This window comes from Xanthobacter lutulentifluminis (genome assembly GCF_043194675.2).
Lineage (GTDB): Bacteria > Pseudomonadota > Alphaproteobacteria > Rhizobiales > Xanthobacteraceae > Xanthobacter.
In genome coordinates this window covers 705,257-726,930 of sequence record NZ_CM195525.1, presented here as the reverse complement: position 1 = coordinate 726,930, position 21,674 = coordinate 705,257, and the positions used below count along the sequence as shown (strand labels likewise).

Here is a 21,674-nt window from a genome sequence, read left to right as displayed (position 1 = left end):
GGTTTGACCGTTATTGTATATTGTTTGAACGCGAACGAGTGTGCGGCACGAGGTTTCAGGCGGCCGGGCCGGGCTCGACGATCAGGCGGCAGCAGCCTTCCTCGCCGGGGTGCCAGGTCTCGCCCTTGAAGACGAAGCCGGCCGCCTTGAACAGGCCGCCGTCGATGGCGCCGCCGGCCTTGCAGAGGAGCTCGAGGTCCTCGTCGGAGCGCCCCATGGCGGCCCAGGCTTCCTTGAGCGGGCAGCGGTGGAACTTGATCTCCAGCCGCTCGGCATCGCACTGGCGCACCTCGGGCTGGAACAGCACGTCGCCGGCGGGAATGCCGCCGAGGAACCGGTCCTTCAGGCCGGCGAGGTCGGACGGGCCGAGATCGGCGAAGCGCGCGCCCATGGTCACGCCCATGCGGCGGGTGGCCTCGCCCACCAGCTCCACGGCCCGCTCGGTGCCGAACGCCTCGCGCAGCACGTCGAACATGTTGGCATAGGCCGCGGCCCGCATGTTGAAGGCGCCCTGGAGCCACTCGATCGGCACCATGCGGCCGGTGGAGGTGGTGTCGCTCATGTCCTCGTCCTTTTTCGATGGCTGCGGTTGCGTGGCTGTCGGATGGTTTCAGGAGGGCTCGCGGCCATCCTTGTAGCGGTACCAGGCGAGCATGGTCGGGGCGACGAGCCTCGCCACGGCGTGGAAGGGGTAGGGGCGCACGGGGGTGAGCGGCACCGGAAGATCCGCCTCGGCCTTGCCCTCGATGGCGTCGGCGAACACCGGGCCGAGGGCGGTGGACAGCGCGACACCGCGCCCGTTGCAGGCCACCCAGGCCCACAGGCCGTCGGCGACGCGATGGAAGCGCGGCATGCGGTCGTCGGTCATGCCGATGCGCCCGTTCCAGACGAAATCGAAGGTGGGCACGCCCATCTGCGGGAAGATGCCGGCGAGCCGGCGTCCGATCAGCGCCTTCAGGCGTTCCGCGCCATTGAACGGCACGATGAGCGCGCCGCCGCTCACGAGCCGCCCACGCGCGTCCCAGCGGAAGAAGCGCAGGTCGCCGTGGGTGTCCGAAAGGGCCTGCCGGCCGGGCAGGACGGCGGCGCGCACCGCCTCGGGCTGCGGCGCGGTCGCCATCTGCCAGGACAGGACCGGCACGAGGGAATGGGCGAGGCGCGGCGCCAGGCCGGGCACGAACCAGTCGGAATAGCCGTTCGCCGCCATCATCACCTGATCGGCGACGACGCGGCCGCGGTCGGTCGCCACCACCCAGCCGGCGGGCGTGCGCTCGACGCTGCGCACCGGGCTGTGCTCGTGCAGGGTCGCCCCGGCCGCCACCGCTGCTCCGGCGAGCGCGCGGGCGAACGCGAGGGGATTGATGTGGCCGCCGGAGCGGTTGAGCATGCCGCCGTGCCAGTCCCGCGAGCCGGTGAGGCGGGCGGTTTCCGCGGCGTCGAGCAGGCTCACCGGCGCGCCGCGGCGGGCCCAGGCCTCCACCCGCGCGGCGGAGAGCTTCACCCGGCCGGGCGAATGGGCCGGCTGGAACCAGCCGGTCTGCTCCGCCTCGCACGTCAGGTCGAGACGCCGCACCAGGTTGAACAGGTTGGCGGCGCTGTCGCTGACCAATTGGGCGAAGCGCTCGCCCACGTCGCCGAAGCGCTGGGCCATCATGTCCGGCTCGGCGCCGGTCATGGTGGGGATGACCTGGCCGTTGTTGCGCCCGGAGGCGCCCCACCCGGCCTCGGCGGCTTCCACGATCACCACCCGCCGTCCCCGCTCGGCGAGCGCGAGCGCGGTGGACAGGCCGGTGAAGCCCGCCCCGACAATGGCGACGTCCGCCCGCACCTCGCCCTCCAGCTCCGGCAACGGCGGCCGCTTCGGCGTCACCGAGGCCCAGAGAGAAGGGGGAAAGGACACGGGCGTGGACATGGCGACAAGGTTCCGGAGACGGGGCGCTGGGGGATCAGGCCGCGACGGTTTCTACCTCAAGCGACCCGTCGAAAAAATCGACCGCAGCGCGAGCATGCAGCTTGGTGGAATCGAACGCCGGCAGCGGGCTGTCGGTTTCGTCGATCAGCAGGCCGATCTCGGTGCAGCCGAGGATGACGCAGTCGGCGCCCTGGGCGGCGGCCTTGCGGATCACCTCCACGTAGCGTGCGCGGGACGTCTCCTTGATGATGCCGCAGCACAGCTCGTCGAAGATGATGTCATGGACGGCCGCGCGGTCCGCCTCGTCGGGCACGATGGTGTCGAGGCCGAACCGGGCCTTCATGCGGTCTCGGTAGAAATCCTCCTCCATGGTGTAGCGGGTGGCGAGCAGCAGCGGCTTCTTCATGCCCGCCTGCACCAGCGCATGGCCCACCACATCCACGATGTGCAGCAGCGGCACCGGCACCGCCCGCGCCACCGTGTCGGCGACGAGGTGCATGGTGTTGGTGCAGATGAGGATGCAGCCGGCGCCCGCCTTCACGAGGCCATTGGCGGTGTCCGCCAGCGCCTGCTCGGCGAGGTCCCACCGGCCGGCCTTCTGCATGGCCACGATCTCGTCGAAGTTCACCGAGTGGAGCAGGAGGTCGGCGGAGGCGAGGCCGCCCCGGCGGTCGCGCACCAGCTCGTTGATTTCCTTGTAATAAACGGCAGTGCTCTCCCAGCTCATGCCGCCGATCAGTCCGATTGTCCGGGACACAGGACATCTCCCTCAGTGAATGTCCCGGCAACTGTAAAGGCCCTGGCGCGGAGGCTGTGCGCGTTCTTCGGCGTCCGGCAATGATTGTTTGCAATCTGATTGCGAAAATAGCCAGTATGAAGAGAAAATTTTCCGATATTCCGGATCTTCAGACAAACACGGGGCACCATGCTGGACATTCGCGACAAACGAATCCTCGAGACCCTCCAGGAGGACACCACGCTTCCGGTGGCGGATCTGGCCGAGCGGGTGGGCCTGTCCACCTCGGCCTGCTGGCGGCGCATCAAGGCGCTGGAAGAGGATGGGCTGATCGCCCGGCGGGTCGCGCTGATCGACCGGCGCAAGACCAATGTGGCCATGACGGTGTTCGTCGGCGTGCGCACCTCACGCCATTCCATGGCGTGGCTCGATGCGTTCCGGAAGGTGATCCAGGACATTCCCGAGATCGTCGAGGCCTACCGCCTCACCGGCGACATGGACTATCTCCTGCGCCTCGTGGTGCCGAGCGTCGAGGTCTATGACGCCGTCTACAAGAAAATGATCAGCCAGGTGGATTTTACCGACGTGACCTCGTTCATCTCCATGGAGGAGCTCAAATATACGACCGCCGTGCCGCTGCGTTACGCGTGATGGCAGCGGCGGCTTTCGCCCGCGGCACACGGCCGGGAGCGGGACGCGCGTCGTTGCGGCAGGACGCCGAAGCTGCCACCCGTCAGCGCGAGGGCAGCCTCCGGCGCGCTCACCGCGCCCGCCAGAGGACGCCAAGCAGGGCCGCCGCTCCCAGCCACAGCGCCACCAGCGCGCCGAGTACGGCGGCGGGCCCACCCATGGAGAGGAGATATGCCGCGCCGAGCGGGGCGAGGGCCTGCGCCAGAAGCGCCGGACGGGCAAGGCGCCCCGCCAGCGCCGGATAGCTCGGCGCCCCGAACAGGGCGAGCGGCACCGTCCCCTTGGCGATGGAAAAGATGCCATTGCCGGCGCCATAGGCCACAAGCGCCGCCGCCACCAGCGGAAAGCCGGCAGCGAGCAGGATGAGGCCGATGCCGATCAGCCCAACCGCCCAGCTCATCGTCCACAGCGGGTGGTGGCGTCCGCCGCTCAGCTGCTCGATGACGCGCGCGAAAACCTGCGCGGGCCCGATCAGCGCGCCCGCCGCCACGGCCTCGGCCAGACCAAGGCCGCGCGCCTGGAGCAGCGCCAGCACCTGGACCGACATGGTGGACGCGATGGTGCCGGCGAGCGTCACGATGCCGGCGAGCAGAAGGAACGCGGTGCGCTCGCGCCCGTGGAGCGCAACCGGCGGACGCGTCCGGGGGGCGCCGTCCGCGCGTCCCGCCGGGGCGGCGGGAACGGATGCCATCAGCAGGGGCACGCAGGCGAAGGCCTGGATGGCGGCATAGGCGAGGCAGGCGCCGCGCCAGCCGAGATGGGCATCGAGGAAAGCCGAGATCGGCCAGCACACGGTGCTGGCGAAGCCGCCCCAGAGGGTCAGCAAAGTGATCGGCCGGCGCGCCGCAGCCCCATAAAGGCGCCCCAGCGTGGCGAAGGCCGCATCGTAGAGGCTCGCCGCCATTCCCGCGCCGGCGATGCACCAGCCGAGGGCGAACACGGGCAGGCCGGGCGCAAGCGCGATGACGCAGAGCCCGAGGGCGAGCAGCGTGCATCCGCCCAGCAGCACCGGCCGCCCGCCGCGGGCGTCGATCAGCGCCCCCACCTTCGGCGACAGCAGCCCCGCCACCAGAAGCCCGAGCGAGAGGCTCCCCATGATGGCTTGCAGCGTCCAGCCGGTATCCTGCGCGATGGAAGGGGCAAGCACAGCGAGCAGATAGAAGGACGACCCCCAGGTCAGGATCTGCACCATCCCGAGGCCGGCGATGACACGCCCGCGGCCGGCGCCTGCCGCTCCCTCTGCGCCCACGGGAGCCGGCCCGCTCACCGCCCGGCCGCGCCGGGCGCCGGCCGCTCCTCCGGCTGCGCCGCAACCCGCCTGCGCTCGTTGCAGCTGTCTGCGAGGGCCTGCGCGATACCGGGCGCGCGCCGGGGCATCTCCCACAGGCCCGCCGCGTCCAGCCCCCGATGGGGGGACGGCGCCATCCGGCCGGTGTCCCTGCGCGCCCGACCGGCCTGCGCCCGGGAGAACTGGTTGGGAAGGGTGAGCATGAGGGCGCCGAGGCTCTTCAGATTGTCCCGCTTGCCGATGATCTGCCGGAGTTTCTCCGGCCCGTCCACCGGCAACGTCCGCGACCGCCTCGGCAAGACATCCCCGGATGTCGCGCCGGCTCATCGGGGATTGCCCGCCAAGACCGCAGCACGCGCTGCATCACGCCTTGGAGCTTGCCAGCCGTCTTTGACATTCGTGAACTGGAATGGTGCTGCGAGAGAGGATTGAACTCTCGACCTCTCCCTTACCAAGGGAGTGCTCTACCACTGAGCTACCGCAGCGTGCCAAACGGGGGCGAAAGATCCGCCGGCCCGGAAGGCGACGGTTATGCCGTCGTCAGGCGGCCTCCTCTGCCACATGCAGGGGGCGGGTGCAAGGGGCTTTGCATCACGTCGGTCAATGGGCTGGGGATGACGGGCTCCGCAGCGGCGGGATCGACACCGGAAAAAGGGGCTGACCGCGGGACGTGGCGCGCTGCGTCGGGCACCCGAACCGCATGGGGTTGCGCCGGCTCATCGGGTGCGCCGGCCCCGGGGGGCGGGAAGGGGAAAGCCGGCGCCCGCTCCGGAGCTGCCGGCGGGGCGCCGTTGCGAATCGGGGGTGCCGAAGGAACGCACCGAGGCTGCGCGCGGGATGAGGTGGCGGAAGGGAAAGCCGTTGGCGCAGAGCCCGAGCGGACCATCGGGCCGCCGGCACGGTTGGTCCCCTGTTCACAGGCGGGCGCCGGACGGAACGGTCGGGGCCTTGGCGGGGTTGCCTGCACGCGGATCTTGCGCGGGTCTGAGGGCCACATGGACGCGCCGCTCGGCCGGCGGCGGGGCACCGGGGCTGGCCGTCTCCGGCCGCCCGCGAGGCTCCGAGCTGGCCGTCCGGTCTCGGCGCGCCACCGCAAAGGTGGCCCGCTGGCCGCGCTCCATACCTGAAGGAGGAACCTGCCATGACCCGCCCCGACGCCTCGCCGCGCGATCCGATGGAACTGGATGCCTGTGTCGCGGCTCATCGACAGATGCTGGTGCTTCTCTCCACCCTGCTGGCGCGGGACGAAGGGCGCCATGCGGCCATGGTGGAAGCGGTGAGCCAGCAGCTGAGCTTCCATGATGCCCACGAGGACGCCGGACTGGAGGCCGACACCGCCTTCGCCTTCGAACGCCGGGTGGACCTGGAGCTGCGGCGCATTCTCGAGGATGTGGAGGTCGCCCTGCGGGTGGCGCGGGCGGCGGGCTGACCGCGCGCCGGGGTGCAGGTGCCGACATGCGGTTGCCGACATGCCGTTGCCGGCAAGCCGGGGCTGTTGGCATGACCGGCCTCGTCGAGCCGCCTCCGTGCCCCCGCTTCTGCACGCGGCCGACCCCACGGCGCCGCGCGCCGCCCACCCGACGCGTGCGTGTCCGGCCCGGCGACGATATTCGCCCCAGACCTGGCGCATTCGCCGTGACCGGCATCAGGTGCCGCATTCCTGCCGGGCCTCCCGGCCTCAGAAGCCCTCCAGCACCACCTTGCCGATGCTGCGGCCGCTTTCGATGATCGCGTGGGCGCGGCGCAGGTTGGCGGCATTGATGGTGCCGAGGGTCTCCCGCAGGGTGGAGCGCAGCACCCCGGCATCCACCAGATCGGCCACCTCGTTCAGCAGCCGGTGCTGGCGGATCATGTCCGGCGTGCCGTAGAGCGGGCGGGTGAACATCAGCTCCCAATGCACCGAGAGGCTCTTGCGCTTGAGGGGCACGATGTCCAGCGTCTGCGGATCATCGATCAGCGCCAGCGCACCCTGAGGTGCAAGGGCGCGGGTGATGGCCGGCAGATGATGATCGGTGGCGGTGAGGCTCGCCACATACTGCACCTCGCGAATGCCGATGGCGCCCAGCGCCTCGTCCAGCGGCTGGCGGTGGTCGATGGTGTCGTGCGCGCCCATCTGCCGGCACCAGGCGATGCTTTCCGGCCGCGAGGCGGTGGCGATCACCCGCAGGCCGGTCAGGCGACGGGCGAGCTGGGTGAGGATGGAGCCGACGCCGCCGGCGCCGTTCACGATCAGCAGCGCCCCCGCCGCCGCCTTGACGCCGTAGGGCACCTTCAGCCGGTCGAACAGCAGCTCCCACGCCGTGATGGCGGTGAGGGGCAGGGCCGCCGCCTCGGCGGGGCTCAGGCGCGCCGGGCGGCGGCCAACGATGCGCTCGTCCACGGCGTGATACTGCGCGCAGGTGCCGGGCCGGTCGATGGTGCCGGCATAGGCCACCGCATCGCCCGGCCGGAACAGCGTCACCTCGGGGCCGATTGCCTCCACCACGCCGGCGGCGTCATAGCCGAGGATGCGGGCGCTGCCCTCCGGCGGCGTGGCGCTGGCGCGCACCTTCACGTCCACCGGGTTCACCGAGATGGCCTCGATCCGCACCAGCAGGTCGCGCGGGCGCAGCTCCGGCATCGGCAGGTCCAGGTCCACCAGCGATGCGGGGTCGTCGATGGGACGGGGCGAGTGGAAGCCGACGGCTTTCATGGGGAGACCTCGGGCAAGGGGAGGGGGAGGAGGGGCAGGGCTCAGGCGATGTCGATGACAACCTTGCCCATCGCCTTGCCGGCTTCCAGATGCCGGTGGGCGTCGGGCGCGGTCTCGAGGGTGAAGCGGGTGGGATCGACCAGCGGGCGCACGAGGCCGCGGTCGACGAGCCCCGCGAGCTCGGTCAGCAGCGCCCCGTGCCGCGCGCGGCCGATGTCGTGCAGCATCGGGATCAGCATGAAGACCACGTGCAGCGACAGTCCCTTGGCGTGCAGCGGGGACAGGTCGTGCGTGGAGCGCGTGGCGGTGGCGGCCACCCGTCCGTTCAGCGCCGCGGCGGCGAACGAGCGGTCGAGGTTGGCGCCGCCCACCGTGTCGATCACCACGTCGAAGCCGCGCCCGGCGGTCAGCCGGCCCACATACTCGGCGACCTCCTCCCGCGGATAGAGGATGGCGGCCGTGGCGCCGAGGGTCCGGACGAGCTCCGCCGACGCCATGGTCGAGACCGTGGCCGCCACCTGCGCCCCCCGGGCCCGCGCGAGCTGGACCGCCACATGGCCGACGCCGCCGGTGCCGCCATGCACCAGCACATGGTCGCCGGGGCCGGCCGCGGTGCGCGCCAGCGCCTCCATCGCGGTGATGGAAACCAGCGGCAGGGCGGCGGCCTCGCGCATGGAGAGGCTGGCCGGCTTGTGCGCGAGAAGCCGGGCGTCGGCGACGATGAAGTCCGCCAGCGTTCCGCCGAGGCCGCGCACGCCGCCGGCGCAGCCGAACACCGCATCGCCCGGCCGCAGGCCCTCCACGTCCGGGCCCGTCGTCTCCACGGTGCCGGCGACGTCCGAGCCGAGGATGGCGGGCAGGGCCGGGCCGATGGGCAGCCCGCCGCGGATCTTCAGGTCCACCGGATTCACCGAGGTCGCGGCGAGCCGCACCAGCACCTCACCCGGTCCGGGCTCGGGCCGGGGCACCTCGGCGAGGACGAAATTCTCCGGCCCGCCATGGGCCGTCAGCATCTGGGCGCGCATCGCAGCCTCCGCATCGGGACGGCGCCACCCTGCGGGCTTGTCAGCAAGAAGCCAAACGCATAGTTCTAATTCGATCCAGCAGAATGGCTAATGATCGATATGCGCTACCCGGACCTCGACATGGATCTGCTCAGGGCCTTCGTGGCGGTGGCCGAGACCGGGGGATTCACCGCCGCCGCCGAGGTGGTCGGCCGCTCCCAGTCCGCCGTCAGCCAGAAGATCCTGCGGCTGGAGGAAGTGCTGGGCCGTCGCGTCTTCACCCGTTCGAGCCGCTCGCTGACCCTGACCGACGATGGCGCGCGGCTGCTGGTCATGGCCCGCCGGATGCTGGAGCTGAACGATGTGACGGTCCGCGCGCTGCTGGAGCCGCGGGTCGGCAGCCTGCGGCTCGGCGTGGCGGAGGATTTCGTGCCGAACCTGTTGCCCGGCATGCTCACGCGCTTCCAGCGCCTGTATCCGGGCCTGCATCTGGAGCTGCGCACCGGGCTCAGCTGCGAGCTGCTTTCCGCCTATGACGGCGGGCAGATCGACGCGGTGATCGCCAAGAAGGACGGCAACGCCCAGCGCGGCCGGGTGATCTGGCGCGAGCAGCTGGCCTGGATGGCCTCGATCGACCATCGGCCGGACCCCGACCGACCGGTGCCGCTGGTGCTGCTGCCGCCGCCCTGCACTTACCGCGAGGTGATGATCCAGGCGCTCGACGGGGTGCGGCGGGAGTGGTTCGCCGCCTGCACCGCCTCCAGCCTCGTCGGAATCCGCGCGGCCGTGGCGGGCGGGCTCGGCGTCACCGTCCTCGGCCGCTCCTTCATCGGGCCGGACATGCGCGAGCTGCGTGCGCCGGAGCATTGGCCGGCGCTGCCCATGACGGAGATCGTGCTGCTCGGCGAGGAGCGCACCGAGGCGGAGTTCGTGCGGCCGCTGGTGGAGTTCCTGACGGAAAGCCTCGCCGGCGCCCGCGGGGGCGCGGCCGCCTGAGCACCGTCCGCGGCACCGTCAGCGCGCCTGCATCCGCAGCCCCGCGTCCAGCCGCACGACCGTCCCGTTGACCATGCGGTTCGCGATGATGGCGAGCGCCATCTCGGCATATTCGTCCGGCCGCCCGGGGCGCTTGGGAAAGGGGATGATGTCGCGCACGCGGGCCTGAACCTCGTCGGTCATGGCGTCCACCATGGGCGTGCCGAACAGCCCGGGCGCGATGGCGGCCACGCGGATGCCGTGCCGCGCCAGCTCGCGGGCGGCGGGCAGCGTCAGCGAGGCCACACCGCCCTTGGCCGCGGCATAGGCGGTCTGGCCGATCTGCCCCTCGAAGGCTGCCACCGAAGCGGTGTTGACGATGACGCCGCGCTCGCCCTCGGCGTCGGGAGCGTTCCGGGCCATGGCGGCGGCGGCAAGGCGCAGCCAGTTGTAGGTTCCTGTGAGGTTGATCCGGACGATGCGCTCGAATTCGGCGAGGGGACCCGCCTGCTCCGTCTCGATGATGCGCGCGCCCGGCGCGATGCCGGCGCAATTCACCAGAACGGACGGCTGCCCGCGCTCGGCGAGGATGCGGGCGAAGGCGGCCTCGGAGGCGGCGGCATCCGCCACGTCGCAGGCGAGCGTGAGGGCCCCGGCGTCGCGGGCCAGATCGGCCATGCCGTCGGCGTTGAGGTCGACCAGGGCGAGCCGTGCGCCGCGCTCGGCGAGCCTGCGGGCGGTGGCGTGGCCGAGGCCGGAGGCGGCTCCGGTGACGATGGCGAGGGTGCCGGACAGCTCCATGATGGTCTCCTCGGGGTTCGGGATGCGGACATGCGCCCGCGCTCGCGCACCGGTGGGTGCGCGTTGACATCGCGGGGGGACAAGGGGGCGCGTCGCCGGCGCTCAGGCGCGGCGCGACGCGAAACGACGTGCTTTCACCCGACCGGATCGGTCGCGAGCGCGTCGACGAAGCGCACGAAGCGGTCCAGCGGCTCGCGCTCGGTGGCGAAATTGTTCTCCGGCGCGGCGGGGTCGGCGTGGCCAAGCGCCATGCCGCACACCACCATCTGCGTCGGCGGGATCGAAAGGCGCCGGGCGATGACTGCGCCATAGGAGTTGAACGCCGCCTGCGCGCAGGTATCGAGCCCGAATCCGCGCGCGGCGATCATGATGTTCTCGAGGAACATGCCGTAATCGAGCCAGGAGCCGCGCTCCATGTCCCGGTCGAGGGTGAAGATCAGCCCCACCGGCGCGTCGAAGAACAGGAAATTGCGGGCGTGCTGGGCGCGCATGCGGTCCGTGTCGCGGCGGGCGATGCCGAGCGCGCCATAAAGATCCCATCCCACCTTGCGGCGGCGCGCCAGATAGGGCTCCCGCCAGGTCAGCGGATAATAGGCGTATTCGTCCGCGCCCGGCTCGCCGGAGAGGGAGAGGGCGTGCAGCTCCTGCTTGAGGGCCTCCAGCGGCGCGCCGCGCAGAACCAGCACCTGCCACGGCTGGATGTTCGATCCGGACGGGGCACGCGCGGACAGCTCCAGGATGCGGGCGATGGTCTCGTCCGGCACCAGTGTCGGCAGGAAGGCGCGGATGGAGCGGCGGGTGCCGATCGCCTCGGCGGCCGACATGGCCTCGCCATCGGCGCGGGCAGGGGGCGGGGTGACGGGCGCGTTCATTTTCCGGGCATGTCCACGGGTGTTGCCATGTCGAGGTTGGCCAGCTCGTAGCCGCGCTTGAAGTCGAGGATGTGCTTTTCCATCCACTCGCGGGCCTGCTTCTCGTCGTGGTCGCGGATGGCGGCGAAGATGGCCTCGTGGGCCACCAGCAGACGCTCGCCGGCGTTCAGCCGCGACATCACCTTCAGGAACGGCGGGTAGAACAGCTCGGAGAGCGGCAGGCGCGCCATCTGGATGGCACGGTTGCGGGTGGCGCGGGCGACCAGCTCGTGGAACTCGATGTCGAGAGCGGTGAGGCTGGTGGAATCGCGCAGCGCCTCCCGGGTGGCGGCAAGGTTGCGCTCGAGGTCGGCGAGGTCATCCGCGTCGCTGCGATGCGCGGCGGAAGCGGCGGCCGCCGGCTCGATGGCGTACATGGCCTCCCACAATTCCTCGAACGTCACCTGGTGCAGCACCATGGCTGCGGTGAGCCGGCGCGAGATGTCGCCGGAATGGGGAATGGAGGCGTAGAGCTTCTTGCGTCCGGCCTCGCGCTTCACGAAGCCGTTCTGCTCCAGCACCCGGATCGCCTCGCGGATGGTGGAGCGGTTGACGCCCAGCTTCTCCGCCAGTCCGGCCTCGGAGGGCAGGGGGTCTCCCGGCCCGATCTCGCCCGAGAGGATCTTGCCCTCGATGGTGCGCGCCACGAGGCGGAAGGCGGGCTCCACCTGCACCGGGTCAAGCGCGAGCGACATCGGGCACCTTCCTCTCGGCCGCGCGGGCCTTCTCCAGATCGCGCAGCACCTTGCGCTGCACCTTCCCGGTCATGGTCTTCGGCAGCTCGTCGAGAAACTCGATGGCGCGCGGGTACTTGTAGGGAGCGGTGACACGCTTCACGTGATCCTGCAAGGCGGCCGCGAGTGCGTCGTCGCCGCAAAACCCGCGCCTGAGCACCACGAAGGCCTTCACGATCTCGCCGCGCTCGGCATGGGGCGCCGCCACCGCCGCGCATTCCTGCACCGCCGGATGGTCCAGCAGGGCATTCTCCACCTCGGACGGGCCGATGCGGTAGCCGGCCGAATTGATGACATCGTCGTTGCGGCCGCGGTGGTAGAAATAGCCGTCCTCATCCATCATGCCGAGGTCGCCGGTGACGAACCAGCGCCCTTCAGGCCCCTCCACGTGGGCGTTGGCGGTGCGCTCGGGCTCGTCCAGATAGCCGAGCATCATCTGCGGGTTGGGCGTGAGCACCGCGATGTCGCCTTCGGCGCCCGGCGGCAGGCGGTTGCCCGCGCCGTCGATCACCGCCATGTCGAGCCCCGGCAGCGGCTTGCCCATGGAGCCCTCGCGGGTGGGCTCGCAGGGGTAGTTGAGCAGCGTCATCAGCGTCTCGGTCTGGCCGTAGGCCTCGAGGATCGGCACGCCGGTCGCCGCCTCCCAGCGCCCCGCGACAGCCGGGTTCAGCGTCTCGCCGGAGGAGACGGTGTGGCGCAGGCGCGAGAGGTCGTGCTCGGCAGCCCCCGCGTCCACCACCCGGAACAGCTCGGTGCCGGGGGCGCAATAGACCGTGACGCCGTATGTCTCCAGCAGGCGCAGGCGCTCCTTGGGGTCGAACGGGCCGTCGTAGAAGAAGCTCGCCGCGCCGCAGCTCCACGGACCGAACAGGATGGAGGTGCCCGCCTTGCTCCAGCCGGTGTCCGCCGTGCACCAGATGGTGTCGCCGGGGCCGAGGTCCAGCCAGTAGATGGCCGAGCCGCGCCAGCTAAAGAGCCCGCGCGAGGCGTGCAGCACGCCCTTGGGCTGCCCGGTGGAGCCGGAGGTGTAGTAGAGGATCGCCGGATCGTCCGCCGCCACCTCCGCCGCCGGGAATGCCGGGTCGCCGGCGTCCAACGCGGCCTCCAGCGGCTCGAAGCCCGGCGCGCCGCCGAGGGCGAGGCGCACCGGCACCTCGTCCATCACGTCGGCGAACTTGGCGGCATGGGCGCCGCGGGCGATCACCGCGCGCACGCCGGCATGGCGGACGCGATAGGCGATGTCCTTCGCGGTCAGCATCTCGATGGAGGGGATGGGCACCGCGCCCAGCTTCAGGCAGCCGACGATGGCAACCTGCCACTCCGGGATGCGCGGCAGCATCACCAGCACCCGGTCGCCCTTGCGGATGCCCCGCGCCGCCAGCGCCGAGGCGAAGCGGCTGGTGAGGCGGGACATGTCGGAGAAGGAGAAGCGCCGCTCCTCGCCCTCCGCATTGGTCCAGACGAGGGCCGGCCCGTCGGCCTCGCGGGCGAGCCGGTCCACCACGTCGGCGGCGAAGTTGAAACGCTCCGGCACCTGCCAGCGGAAGGTGCGGGCCGTCTCGGCATAGTCGGTCATGTTGCGGGGCTTGTTACGCGGGGCCATGGCGTCCTCCCGGAGCATTGCGCTCTCTTGGTCTCGGTTCACCGTGCTCAGATCACTTTGGCGGCCTTGAGGGCCGCGATCTCCGCTTCCCCGTAGCCGAGCCCCTCCAGCACCTCCGCATTGTGCTCGCCCAGCAGGGGCGGCGGGGAGCGCAGGGTGCAGGGGGTGCCGGAATATTTCACCGGAAAGCCGAGCTGCGGAATGGTGCCTTCCACCGGGTGCTCCATGGACAGCAGCATCTGCCGGTGCCGCACGTGGGGGTCGGCGAAGGTCTCGGCCATGGAGAGGACCGGGCCGAAGGGGATGTCGGCCGCCTCCAGCTCCGCCACCCACTGGTCGCGCGGCTTGCGGGCGAACAGCGCGGCCAGGACCTGCTTCTGCGCCGCCTCCCGCTCGCCCACCGGCCATTGCTCGTCCTTCAGCTCGGGCAGGCCGACCGCGTCGCAGAAGCGGTGCCAGAAATGCTCCTCGATGATGCCGAGCGCCACGTGCCGGCCATCGCCGCAGGCATAGACGTTGTAGCACGGCGCCTGGCCGATGAACGGCCGCTCGCCGCCCCGCGGCTCCAGGCCCGCGAACAGGTGGTCGGCCCCGTGATAGACCAGCCAGGACAGCGCGCCGTCGTGCATGGAGACATCGATGAACTGGCCGCGCCCGGTGGTGGCCCGCGCCAGCAGCGCGGCGAGGATGCCGGTGGAGGCCATCAGCGAGCCGCCGCCCACATCGGCGATGGAGAGGCCCGGCACGATCGGTCCTTCTCCGGCCTTGCCGAACAGCTGCAGCGCGCCGGCCTCGGCGAGGTAGTTCAGGTCATGGCCCGGCTTCAGCCGGCTCGGCCCGTCCTGGCCGTAGCCGGAGATGGCGCAGAACACCAGGCGGGGGTTGATCTGCGCCAACGTCTCGTAGCCGAGGCCGAGCCGGTCCATCACGCCGGGGCGGAAGCCCTCCAGCAGCACGTCGGCCTCCGCGACCAGCTTGAGCAGGATGGCGCGGCCTTCCTCGGTCTTCAGGTTCAGCGTCAGGCTCTTCTTGTTGCGGTTGAGCAGCAGGAACGAGCCGGATTCGGCGCGGTTCAGAGGCGGGAAGGTGCGGTTGTAGTCGCCGCCCTCGGGCTGCTCGATCTTCAGCACCTCGGCGCCGAGGTCCGCCAGCATGAGCGAGCAGAAGGCGCCGGGCAGGAGGCGGGTGAGGTCCAGCACCTTCAGGCCGGCGAGGGCGAGCGGGGTCGCGGTGGGGGTGAGCGCGTTCATGTGTGGCTTCCGGATCAGGCTGCGGTCCAGCCGCCGTCCACCGCCAGCGAGGCGCCGGTGATGTAGGAGGCCGCGGGCGAGGCGAGGAACAGGCAGGCGCCGACGATCTCCTGCGGACGCGCCATGCGCCCCATGGGGGTGCGGCCGTTGATGCGCTCGCTGAGCTTGGGATTGTGGCGCAGGCCCTCGGTCAGGTCGGTCTCGATGTAGCCGGGGCCGACGGCGTTCACGCGCACCCCGCGCCCGGCCCATTCCAGCGCCAGCTGGCGGGTGAGCAGCTCCACGCCGCCCTTGGCCGCGCAATAGGCGGTGGTCCGCGCGAGGCCCACCCGTCCGCCGACCGAGCTGACGTTGACGATGGCGCCTTCCCCCTGCGCCAGCATCACGCGGCCGGCGGCGCGGGCGGCGAGGAACACGCCGGTGAGGTTGGTGTCCACCACCGCCCGCCATTCGTCGAGGGTCGTGTCCTCGGCGGTCTTGTACCAGGGGTTGATCCCCGCGTTGTTCACCAGCACGTCGATGCGGCCGTGGCGTTCGGCGACGGAGCGGACCAGAGCGTCCACGTCGGTCTCGCTGGAGACGTCGGCGGCGATGCCCTCGGCCGATCCGCCCTGCGCGGCGATGGCGGCGGTGGTTTCCTCCAGCGTCGCGGCGCTGCGGCCGGTCAGCACCACATGGGCGCCGGCGGCGGCGAAGCCCTCCGACAGGGCGCGGCCGAGGCCCCGCCCGCCGCCGGTGACGATGACGACCTTGCCGGCGAGGCCGGCGACGGGGGCGGACTGGGGCATGGCGACGGCGAGGCCCATCACGCGGCCCTCCCTTCCGGCATGGCCTTGACCGCCGCGCCGCGCGCGAGGCGGCGGGCGATGTTCCAGCGGTGCACCTCGGATGGCCCGTCGTAGATGCGGAAGCCCCGCACGTCGCGGAAGATGCGCTCCACCTCCGTGTCGCGCGTCATGCCGAGGCCGCCCAGCACCTGGAGCGAGCGGTCGACGATGCGGAAGATGGCCTCCGAGGCCAGCACCTTCACCATGGAGCTCTCCACGTTCGCCTTCTCGCCCTGGTCCAGCAGCCATGCGGCGTGGCGGATGGCGAGGCGGGTGGTGTGGAGGTCGATCTCATTGTCGGCCAGCATGAACCCGACGCCCTCGTGGGACAGGAGGGTGCCGCCGAACGCCTCGCGCCGCGCGGCATATCCGGTGGCGATGTCATGGGCGCGGCGGGCGGCGCCGAGCCAGCGCATGCAGTGGGTGAGGCGGGCCGGAACCAGCCGAGCCTGGGCATGGCGGAACCCTTCGCCGACACCGCCGAGCACGTCGGCGGCCGGCACGCGCAGGTTCTCCAGCGCCACCTCGGCGTGGCCGCCGGTGAAGGAGCTGTCCAGCGTGTCGAGCGCCCGCACGATGCGCACGCCCTCCGCCGGCAGGTCGGCGAGGAACATGGTGGCGCCCACGTCGCGACCGTCCACGATCGTGCGGGCCATGATGATGGCGAAGGCGGCTCCCTCGGCCCCGGTAATCAGCCATTTCAGGCCGTTGATGACGAAGCTGTCGCCATCCTTCACCGCCGTGGTCTTCAGCAGCGAGGGGTCCGCTCCGGCGCCGGGATGGGGCTCGGTCATCAGGAAGCAGGAGCGGGTCTCGCCGGCCGCCATGGGGGCGAGGAAGCGGGCCTTCTGCGCCTCGCTCGCCACCTCGGCGAGAAGGTGCATGTTGCCCTCGTCCGGCGCGGCGATGGCGAGCGCGATGGGGCCGAGCATGGAATAGCCCGCCGCCTCGAACACCACCGCCTTGCCGAGGTGCGAGAGGCCGAGGCCGCCCCATTCGCGGGGCACGTGGGGGCTCAGCAGCCCGGCGGCGCGCGCCCTGGCCACCAGATCGAGACGCAGGGCATCGGTGGGGCCGTGGGCGGTGCGGCGGTCGTCCGCCTCGAACGGCAGCACCTCGTCGCGCACGAAGGCCGCGGTGCGGGCCTCCAGCGCCGCGAGTTCCGGGGGAAGCGCAAAATCCATGGGGCCTCGCCTTCAGAAGTTCTTGTCGTTGACGATGTCGAGGGTGAAGTCGAACAGCGCCTCCGCCAGCGCGCCGAAGCCGGCGTAGCGCGGATCGGTGGTCTCGCCGTTGAGGTGCAGGGTGTGCAGCTGGTGGAACACCACGCCCAGCTTGAGCATGGTCAGCACCCGGTAGGGCTTCAGCTGCGCCAGCGAGCGGCCGGTGGCGCGGGCATAGGCGTCGGCCACCTCGGCGCGGGTGAGGAAGCCGGCGTGGGCGGTGGGCATCTGCGCCAGCTCGTGCATGCAGGGCGGATCGCCTGCCTCGGTCCAGTAGCTGAGCAGGGTGGCGAGATCGAACAGCGGGTCGCCGCGCGTGCCCATGTCCCAGTCCACCACCGCCACCGGGGCGCGGGTGGCGGGGTCGATCAGCACGTTGTCGAGCTTGAAGTCGTTGTGCAGCAGCGTCGGCCGCTCGGCGTCCGGCACCTGCGCGGCGGCGAGCCAGTCGGCGACGGCGCGGGCGGCGGGGGAGAGCCCGCCCGGCTTCACCCGCTCGCCCCGGCCGATCCAGCCGGCGGCGGTGCGGGCGAAGAAGCCGGCGGGCCGGCCGAGATCGGCGAGCCCGACGCTCGCCGGGTCCACCGCGTGGATGGCGGCCAGAGTGTCGACCAGCATGGCGCAGAGCGCGGCGCCGGTCTCCGGCGTGGCGGGCAGGGGGGCGAGGCTGTCGCCCCGCACCGCGAATCCGGGGCGAAATTCCAGCAGCTGGAAAGGCGCGCCGGTGACATCGGCATCGGCGCACAGGTGCAGGCTGCGCGGCGCCAGCGGCAGCGCGCGCCACAGGTTGGAGAGGATGCGGTGCTCGCGCGCCATGTCATGCGCGCCGGGCGGCAGCGGCCCGTCCGGGGGACGCCGCAGCACCGCCCAGCCGTCGCTGAGCCGCACCAGGAAATTGAGATTGGCCAGCCCGCCCGCGAACTGCCGCGGCGTGAAGTCGGTGTCGAGGATCAGCCCGTGACGGGCGAGGTGGGCCGCCACCGCCGCCCAGTCCAGCGCGCGGCTCTCGGCGAGGCTGCGGAGCGCGACGCCGACCGGCGGGGAGACCGGCCCGCGCGGGCCTGGGATGTGGTCCGCCCCTGCCGCCGATGAGGGCGGCGGAGGCGGATGCATGCGAGCGGCTTCGACCATGGGGCACCGAGGGAATGTTCGTTCTGTCGGGCTAAAATTGTCGGACCAAAAATATTTGGTCAAGCCAAAAATCGTCGCTGCAGCGCATCAAAATGGTTGGATATAAACAATCAGTATGTTGAATATAAACGATAAATAGCCATTTTTCGTGTATTCAATGCGGATGTTGACGTCAAATCGTGCTTCGATTTATGGTCGGATCATCCGATAAAAATTGCCGGACCAAAATGTGCCGGCCTCGGGAGGAAGACGCCATGTCTCGAAGCTTCAGCCCACGACGTCTGCCCGCCGTGGCGCGCGCCTGCGCGCTCGGCGTCGCGGCTCTTGCCGGCGCGCTGGCGGGTGCCCTGCCCGCCGCCGCCCAGCCGGCCGCCGGTGCGCCCATGGAGCAGTTCGTGCCCATCGCCATCTACCGCACCGGCCCCTACGCGCCGGGCGGCTCGGGCATCTACGGCGCCTATGCGGATTATCTCGCCCTGGTGAACGCCCGCGACGGCGGCGTGAACGGCGTCAAGCTGGTCTATGAGGAGTGCGAGACCGGCTACCAGCCCGACCGCATGATCGAATGCTACGAGCGCCAGAAGGCCAAGGGCCCCACCGGCGCCGCCGCCTTCACGCCGTCCGGCACCGGCGGCGTCTATGCCCTCATCGATCGCATGACGGCTGACAAGATCCCCTCCGTCACCATCGGCTACGGCCGCACCGATTCCTCCGATGGCCGGGTGTTTCCCTATTTCTTCCCGCTCATCTCCAACTACTGGAGCGAGAACACCGCCACCATCCGCTACATCGCCGAGCGGTCTGGCGGGCTTGAGCAGCTCCGGGGCAAGAAGATCGCCAATGTGGTGATGGATTTTGCCGCCGGCCGCGAGACGCAGGCCATCCTCGACGCGCAGGCCAAGCGCTATGGCTTCGAGGTGACCACCTTCCCCATCGCCCCGCCCGGCCTCGACCAGCGCGCGGTATGGCTGCAGGTGCGCCAGTATCGGCCGGACTGGGTGCTGTTCCGCGGCTGGGGCGCGGCCACGCCCACCGGCATCAAGGAAGCCGCCCGCGCCGGCATCCCGCGCGATCGCATCATCGGCTGGTGGTGGTCCGGATCGGAGGAGGACGTGACGCCGGCAGGCGAGGCGGCCAAGGGCTTCATCACCGCCCAGTTCCACGCCACCGGGCCGAACTATCCGGTGTTCGAGGACATCAAGAAGTACGTCTACGCCAAGGGGCAGGGCAACGTGGAGGAGAACCGCATCGGCTCGGTCTACTACGTGCGCGGCGTGCTGCACGGCGTGACGGTGACCGAGGCCATGCGCACCGCCATGAAGAAGTTCGGCAACCGCCCGCTCACCGGCGACGAGGTGCGCTGGGGCCTCGAGCATCTCGTGATGACGAAGGACCGCATCAAGGAGCTCGGCCTCGAGGGACTGATGCCGGAGATCCAGGTCACCTGCGCCGACCACGAGGGCGGCGGCGCCATCCGCTTCCAGCAGTGGGACGGCACCAAGTGGGTGATGATCTCCGACTGGATCCAGTCCGACCAGTCCATGGTGCGCCCGCTCATCGAGGCTTCCGCCGCCCAGTACGCCCGGGAAAAGGGCATCACGCCGCGCGATTGCGCCAGCGAGACCAACTGAAGCCATCCCCGCCGGCGCGCCGCCCTCCGGGTGCGCGCCGGCTCATGCCGGGGGGCGCACCCCGCCGGCCGGGCCACATCCAGCAAGGGAGAGACCGCCCGTGAGCGAGCAAGGCCCCCTCCTGTCCATCGCCGGGATCGAGGTGATGTATTCCCGGCTCGCGCTGGTGCTGCGCGGGCTCACGCTCAGCGTGCCGCGCGGCGGCATCGTCGCGCTGCTGGGCGCCAACGGCGCCGGCAAGACCACCACCATGAAGGCGATCGCCAACCTGCTGCGTGCCGAGCGCGGGGAGGTGACCCGCGGCGCCATCCACTATGACGGCGCGCGCATCGACGGGCTCGATGCCTCCGACCTCGCCGGGCGCGGCCTCTCGCTGGTGATGGAGGGGCGCCACGCCTTCGGCACCCTGTCCGTCGAGGACAATCTGAAGGTCGGCGCCTTCTCCCGCCGCGACCGTGGCGTCGCCGACAGCCTGGAGCTGGTCTACCGCTATTTCCCCCGCCTCAGGGAGCGGCGCCACCAGCCGGCCGGCCTGCTGTCGGGTGGCGAGCAGCAGATGTGCGTCATCGGCCGCGCGCTCATGGCCCGGCCGCGCATGATCCTGCTCGACGAGCCCTCCATGGGCCTCGCGCCCCTGCTGGTGGAGGAGATCTTCTCCATCATGAAGCAGCTCAACGCGGAGGAGGGCATGACCTTCCTCCTCGCCGAGCAGAACGCCGCCGTCGCCCTGCGCTACGCCACCTACGGCTACCTCGTGGAAAGCGGTCGGGTGGTGCGCGAGGGCCCGGCGGAGGTGCTCGCCGCCGATCCGGAAATCCGCGCGTCCTATCTCGGGCTCGATGCCGCCGGAGCGGCGGGTGGAGCGGCGCTGGCCGTGCGCCGCCGCCCGCGCTGGCTCTCCTGATCCAACCATGGCCGAAGGGACACGACTGCCCATGAACCGCACCTTCGACCCCCGCACGCTGGACCCCGGCGCGCCCGCCGTCCCGCATCCCGAGGCCATCGCGGGGGAGACGCTACCCGGCGCGCTGCTGGCCGCCGCGCGTCGCCATGCCACCCGCCCGGCGCTCCGCCACAAGAGCGGAGGCATCTGGCGCACCTGGACCTTCGCCGAGTATCTGGCCCGCGTCGCCGCCATGGCCCGCCTGCTCGACGGCGCGGGCTTCACCGGCGACGGCCTGCTCGCCACCGTCGGGGAAAACCGGCCGGAGCTTTATGCCGCCGCGCTGGCGGCCCAGGGGCTCGGCGCGGCGGTGATGCCGCTCGGGCCGGAATTCCTGCGCCGGTTCGGCGCGCCCGAAGCCGCGCCCGCCCTGGTGCTGTGCGAGACCGAGGAGGCGGCCCGCGTCTGGCGCGCGGCGGCGGGCGCGGGCGCGCCGCTGCTGCGCCTCGACGAGCTCGGGCCGGCGCCGGATGCCGCGCCGGAGGAGGCCGTCTCCTGGTTCGCCTGGCGCGCCGCCACCGCCGAGGCCGGGCGCGTGGCGCTGGTGCTGCACACGGACGGGGCCGATGGGCCGCCCGATCCGGTCCCGCTCACCCATCGCAGCCTGCTCGCCGGCGGCCGCGCGGCCGTCGCCGGCCTGGCGCTGAGCGCGGCTGACCGGCTGATGGCCTTCCTGCCGCCCTCCGGCATCGCCGATGCCGCCGGCAGCCTGGTGCAGCCGCTGCTGTCCGGCTGCAGCGTGCATTGCGTGGAAGGCCCCGCCAGCTTTCCCATCGATCTGAGGGAGGTCGCCCCCACCGTCCTCGGCGCGCCGGCACGGGCCTTCGAGCTGATCGACCGCGATGCCCGGCGCCGCCTGTCCGCCGGCGGAGCGGTGGTGCGCCTGCTGGCAAAGGCGGCCGAGGCCGGCGCTCCCGGATCGGGACCCGCCTTCAGCGCGCCGCTGCGCAATGCGCTGGGGCTCAGCCACTGCCGCCTTGCCTATGTCACATCGGGCATTCTGGAGCCGGGCAGCGCCGCGCGGCTCGTCGCCTGGGGCGTGCCGCTCGATGCCGACCCCGGGGTTGCCGCGGACGGCAACCTCATCTCCCGCGCCGCTGCGCCCGCCGGGCCCGCGCGGCGGGTCGAGGCGCTGCTGCGCGGGGAGGCGGGCGTCGACCGGGCATGCGTCTCTTATGTGGGGGATGGCAGCGAGACCGGCCTGCTCGCCCGCCTCGCGGTGGCGCCGGCCGGCGAAGGGGAGGATGCCGCCGCCGTCCATGCCCGGGCGGCCGATGCGGTGGAGCGGGTGAATGCGCGGCTCGCCGCCGATCCCCTGCTGCG

The 21,674-nt window shown here is 71.5% G+C and carries 20 protein-coding genes, 1 tRNA gene and 1 pseudogene; 6 read left to right on the top strand and 16 right to left on the bottom strand.

The features are described 5' to 3' along the window. Positions 1 to 55: 55 nt before the first annotated feature. From V5F49_RS03295 to V5F49_RS03285, 3 genes are read right to left on the bottom strand one after another with little or no spacing between them, the layout of a single operon-like run. Entirely contained in the window at positions 56 to 562 is a 507-nt protein-coding gene (locus tag V5F49_RS03295; RefSeq protein WP_394114604.1) for an L-2-amino-thiazoline-4-carboxylic acid hydrolase, read from the bottom strand. A 48-nt stretch (positions 563 to 610) separates the two neighbouring features. Beyond that, positions 611 to 1,912 (bottom strand): NAD(P)/FAD-dependent oxidoreductase, encoded by a 1,302-nt coding sequence (locus V5F49_RS03290; RefSeq protein ID WP_394114605.1) that lies wholly within the window; start codon positions 1,910 to 1,912, stop codon positions 611 to 613. Between the two features lie 34 nt (positions 1,913 to 1,946). Next, positions 1,947 to 2,639 carry an amino acid racemase gene (locus V5F49_RS03285; protein WP_509210772.1) on the bottom strand — a complete coding sequence of 231 codons (693 nt, stop codon included), beginning with the start codon at positions 2,637 to 2,639 and terminating at the stop codon, positions 1,947 to 1,949. Between the two features lie 198 nt (positions 2,640 to 2,837). Between V5F49_RS03285 and V5F49_RS03280 the strand changes: the two genes are divergently transcribed. Further along, positions 2,838 to 3,299 carry an Lrp/AsnC family transcriptional regulator gene (locus V5F49_RS03280; RefSeq protein ID WP_394114607.1) on the top strand — a complete coding sequence of 154 codons (462 nt, stop codon included), beginning with the start codon at positions 2,838 to 2,840 and terminating at the stop codon, positions 3,297 to 3,299. A 109-nt stretch (positions 3,300 to 3,408) separates the two neighbouring features. On the opposite strand, the gene V5F49_RS03275 is transcribed toward V5F49_RS03280, so the two are convergent. The 3 genes from V5F49_RS03275 to V5F49_RS03265 all read right to left on the bottom strand — a co-directional run bounded on the left by V5F49_RS03275 (position 3,409) and on the right by V5F49_RS03265 (position 5,111). Beyond that, positions 3,409 to 4,530 (bottom strand): MFS transporter, encoded by a 1,122-nt coding sequence (locus tag V5F49_RS03275; protein WP_394114894.1) that lies wholly within the window; start codon positions 4,528 to 4,530, stop codon positions 3,409 to 3,411. A gap of 71 nt (positions 4,531 to 4,601) precedes the next feature. Beyond that, the gene (locus V5F49_RS03270) at positions 4,602 to 4,898 is read right to left on the bottom strand and encodes a hypothetical protein (protein ID WP_394114608.1); all 297 of its coding nucleotides are present in this window, start codon (positions 4,896 to 4,898) and stop codon (positions 4,602 to 4,604) included. A gap of 138 nt (positions 4,899 to 5,036) precedes the next feature. Next, positions 5,037 to 5,111: transfer RNA gene (locus V5F49_RS03265), tRNA-Thr, on the bottom strand. A 656-nt stretch (positions 5,112 to 5,767) separates the two neighbouring features. Between V5F49_RS03265 and V5F49_RS03260 the strand changes: the two genes are divergently transcribed. Continuing rightward, positions 5,768 to 6,055, top strand: a complete 288-nt coding sequence (locus tag V5F49_RS03260) for a hypothetical protein (RefSeq protein ID WP_394114609.1) — start codon at positions 5,768 to 5,770, stop codon at positions 6,053 to 6,055. Between the two features lie 249 nt (positions 6,056 to 6,304). Here the strand turns inward: V5F49_RS03260 and V5F49_RS03255 are convergent, their stop codons facing one another. Both V5F49_RS03255 and V5F49_RS03250 read right to left on the bottom strand, forming a co-directional pair. Beyond that, entirely contained in the window at positions 6,305 to 7,318 is a 1,014-nt protein-coding gene (locus V5F49_RS03255; RefSeq protein WP_394114610.1) for a zinc-binding alcohol dehydrogenase family protein, read from the bottom strand. 41 nt (positions 7,319 to 7,359) lie between these two features. Then, positions 7,360 to 8,343 carry a zinc-dependent alcohol dehydrogenase family protein gene (locus tag V5F49_RS03250; protein WP_394114611.1) on the bottom strand — a complete coding sequence of 328 codons (984 nt, stop codon included), beginning with the start codon at positions 8,341 to 8,343 and terminating at the stop codon, positions 7,360 to 7,362. Positions 8,344 to 8,442: 99 nt separating this feature from the next. On the opposite strand from V5F49_RS03250, the gene V5F49_RS03245 reads away from it, so the two are divergent. Then, on the top strand, positions 8,443 to 9,318 hold the full coding sequence (locus V5F49_RS03245; protein ID WP_394114895.1) for a LysR substrate-binding domain-containing protein: 876 nt from the start codon (positions 8,443 to 8,445) through the stop codon (positions 9,316 to 9,318). 18 nt (positions 9,319 to 9,336) lie between these two features. Here the strand turns inward: V5F49_RS03245 and V5F49_RS03240 are convergent, their stop codons facing one another. The 8 genes from V5F49_RS03240 to V5F49_RS03205 form a co-directional block, all read right to left on the bottom strand. Next, entirely contained in the window at positions 9,337 to 10,098 is a 762-nt protein-coding gene (locus tag V5F49_RS03240) for an SDR family NAD(P)-dependent oxidoreductase (protein WP_394114612.1), read from the bottom strand. A gap of 134 nt (positions 10,099 to 10,232) precedes the next feature. After that, a complete protein-coding gene (locus V5F49_RS03235) occupies positions 10,233 to 10,970 on the bottom strand; it encodes a nitroreductase (RefSeq protein WP_394114613.1) in 738 nt (245 codons plus the stop codon). Beyond that, the gene (locus tag V5F49_RS03230; protein WP_394114614.1) at positions 10,967 to 11,704 is read right to left on the bottom strand and encodes a FadR/GntR family transcriptional regulator; all 738 of its coding nucleotides are present in this window, start codon (positions 11,702 to 11,704) and stop codon (positions 10,967 to 10,969) included. Before V5F49_RS03230 ends, V5F49_RS03235 begins: the two co-directional genes overlap by 4 nt. Beyond that, on the bottom strand, positions 11,688 to 13,346 hold the full coding sequence (locus V5F49_RS03225) for an acetate--CoA ligase (protein WP_394114615.1): 1,659 nt from the start codon (positions 13,344 to 13,346) through the stop codon (positions 11,688 to 11,690). Before V5F49_RS03225 ends, V5F49_RS03230 begins: the two co-directional genes overlap by 17 nt. A gap of 47 nt (positions 13,347 to 13,393) precedes the next feature. Then, positions 13,394 to 14,596, bottom strand: a complete 1,203-nt coding sequence (locus V5F49_RS03220) for a CaiB/BaiF CoA transferase family protein (protein ID WP_394114616.1) — start codon at positions 14,594 to 14,596, stop codon at positions 13,394 to 13,396. Positions 14,597 to 14,610: 14 nt separating this feature from the next. Further along, entirely contained in the window at positions 14,611 to 15,402 is a 792-nt protein-coding gene (locus V5F49_RS03215) for an SDR family NAD(P)-dependent oxidoreductase (RefSeq protein WP_394114896.1), read from the bottom strand. Beyond that, positions 15,402 to 16,607 carry an acyl-CoA dehydrogenase family protein gene (locus V5F49_RS03210; RefSeq protein ID WP_394114617.1) on the bottom strand — a complete coding sequence of 402 codons (1,206 nt, stop codon included), beginning with the start codon at positions 16,605 to 16,607 and terminating at the stop codon, positions 15,402 to 15,404. Before V5F49_RS03210 ends, V5F49_RS03215 begins: the two co-directional genes overlap by 1 nt. A gap of 12 nt (positions 16,608 to 16,619) precedes the next feature. Next, complete coding sequence (locus V5F49_RS03205; RefSeq protein ID WP_394114618.1) at positions 16,620 to 17,759, bottom strand: phosphotransferase family protein; 1,140 nt, start codon at positions 17,757 to 17,759, stop codon at positions 16,620 to 16,622. Positions 17,760 to 18,031: 272 nt separating this feature from the next. Here V5F49_RS03205 and V5F49_RS03200 point away from each other — a divergent pair, with 272 nt between their 5' ends. The 3 genes and pseudogenes from V5F49_RS03200 to V5F49_RS03190 form a co-directional block, all read left to right on the top strand. Continuing rightward, entirely contained in the window at positions 18,032 to 19,408 is a 1,377-nt protein-coding gene (locus V5F49_RS03200; protein ID WP_394114619.1) for an ABC transporter substrate-binding protein, read from the top strand. Positions 19,409 to 19,508: 100 nt separating this feature from the next. Beyond that, complete coding sequence (locus tag V5F49_RS03195) at positions 19,509 to 20,312, top strand: ABC transporter ATP-binding protein (protein ID WP_394114620.1); 804 nt, start codon at positions 19,509 to 19,511, stop codon at positions 20,310 to 20,312. Next, positions 20,248 to 21,150, top strand: a pseudogene (locus tag V5F49_RS03190) (AMP-binding protein); the annotation flags it as partial. The gene V5F49_RS03195 and the pseudogene V5F49_RS03190, both read left to right, overlap by 65 nt. Between the last annotated feature and the right edge of the window lie 524 nt (positions 21,151 to 21,674).

Coding starts and splice junctions, on each gene's coding strand:
- V5F49_RS03260 (WP_394114609.1), top strand. CDS start 5,768: ATGACCCGCCCCGACGCCTCGCCGCGCGATCCGATGGAACTGGATGCC.
- V5F49_RS03200 (WP_394114619.1), top strand. CDS start 18,032: ATGTCTCGAAGCTTCAGCCCACGACGTCTGCCCGCCGTGGCGCGCGCC.
- V5F49_RS03215 (WP_394114896.1), bottom strand. CDS start 15,402: ATGGGCCTCGCCGTCGCCATGCCCCAGTCCGCCCCCGTCGCCGGCCTC.
- V5F49_RS03210 (WP_394114617.1), bottom strand. CDS start 16,607: ATGGATTTTGCGCTTCCCCCGGAACTCGCGGCGCTGGAGGCCCGCACC.
- V5F49_RS03290 (WP_394114605.1), bottom strand. CDS start 1,912: ATGTCCACGCCCGTGTCCTTTCCCCCTTCTCTCTGGGCCTCGGTGACG.
- V5F49_RS03250 (WP_394114611.1), bottom strand. CDS start 8,343: ATGCGCGCCCAGATGCTGACGGCCCATGGCGGGCCGGAGAATTTCGTC.
- V5F49_RS03240 (WP_394114612.1), bottom strand. CDS start 10,098: ATGGAGCTGTCCGGCACCCTCGCCATCGTCACCGGAGCCGCCTCCGGC.
- V5F49_RS03225 (WP_394114615.1), bottom strand. CDS start 13,346: ATGGCCCCGCGTAACAAGCCCCGCAACATGACCGACTATGCCGAGACG.
- V5F49_RS03275 (WP_394114894.1), bottom strand. CDS start 4,530: ATGGTGCAGATCCTGACCTGGGGGTCGTCCTTCTATCTGCTCGCTGTG.
- V5F49_RS03205 (WP_394114618.1), bottom strand. CDS start 17,759: ATGCATCCGCCTCCGCCGCCCTCATCGGCGGCAGGGGCGGACCACATC.
- V5F49_RS03280 (WP_394114607.1), top strand. CDS start 2,838: ATGCTGGACATTCGCGACAAACGAATCCTCGAGACCCTCCAGGAGGAC.
- V5F49_RS03230 (WP_394114614.1), bottom strand. CDS start 11,704: ATGTCGCTCGCGCTTGACCCGGTGCAGGTGGAGCCCGCCTTCCGCCTC.
- V5F49_RS03255 (WP_394114610.1), bottom strand. CDS start 7,318: ATGAAAGCCGTCGGCTTCCACTCGCCCCGTCCCATCGACGACCCCGCA.
- V5F49_RS03285 (WP_509210772.1), bottom strand. CDS start 2,639: ATGAGCTGGGAGAGCACTGCCGTTTATTACAAGGAAATCAACGAGCTG.
- V5F49_RS03220 (WP_394114616.1), bottom strand. CDS start 14,596: ATGAACGCGCTCACCCCCACCGCGACCCCGCTCGCCCTCGCCGGCCTG.
- V5F49_RS03245 (WP_394114895.1), top strand. CDS start 8,443: ATGCGCTACCCGGACCTCGACATGGATCTGCTCAGGGCCTTCGTGGCG.
- V5F49_RS03235 (WP_394114613.1), bottom strand. CDS start 10,970: ATGAACGCGCCCGTCACCCCGCCCCCTGCCCGCGCCGATGGCGAGGCC.
- V5F49_RS03295 (WP_394114604.1), bottom strand. CDS start 562: ATGAGCGACACCACCTCCACCGGCCGCATGGTGCCGATCGAGTGGCTC.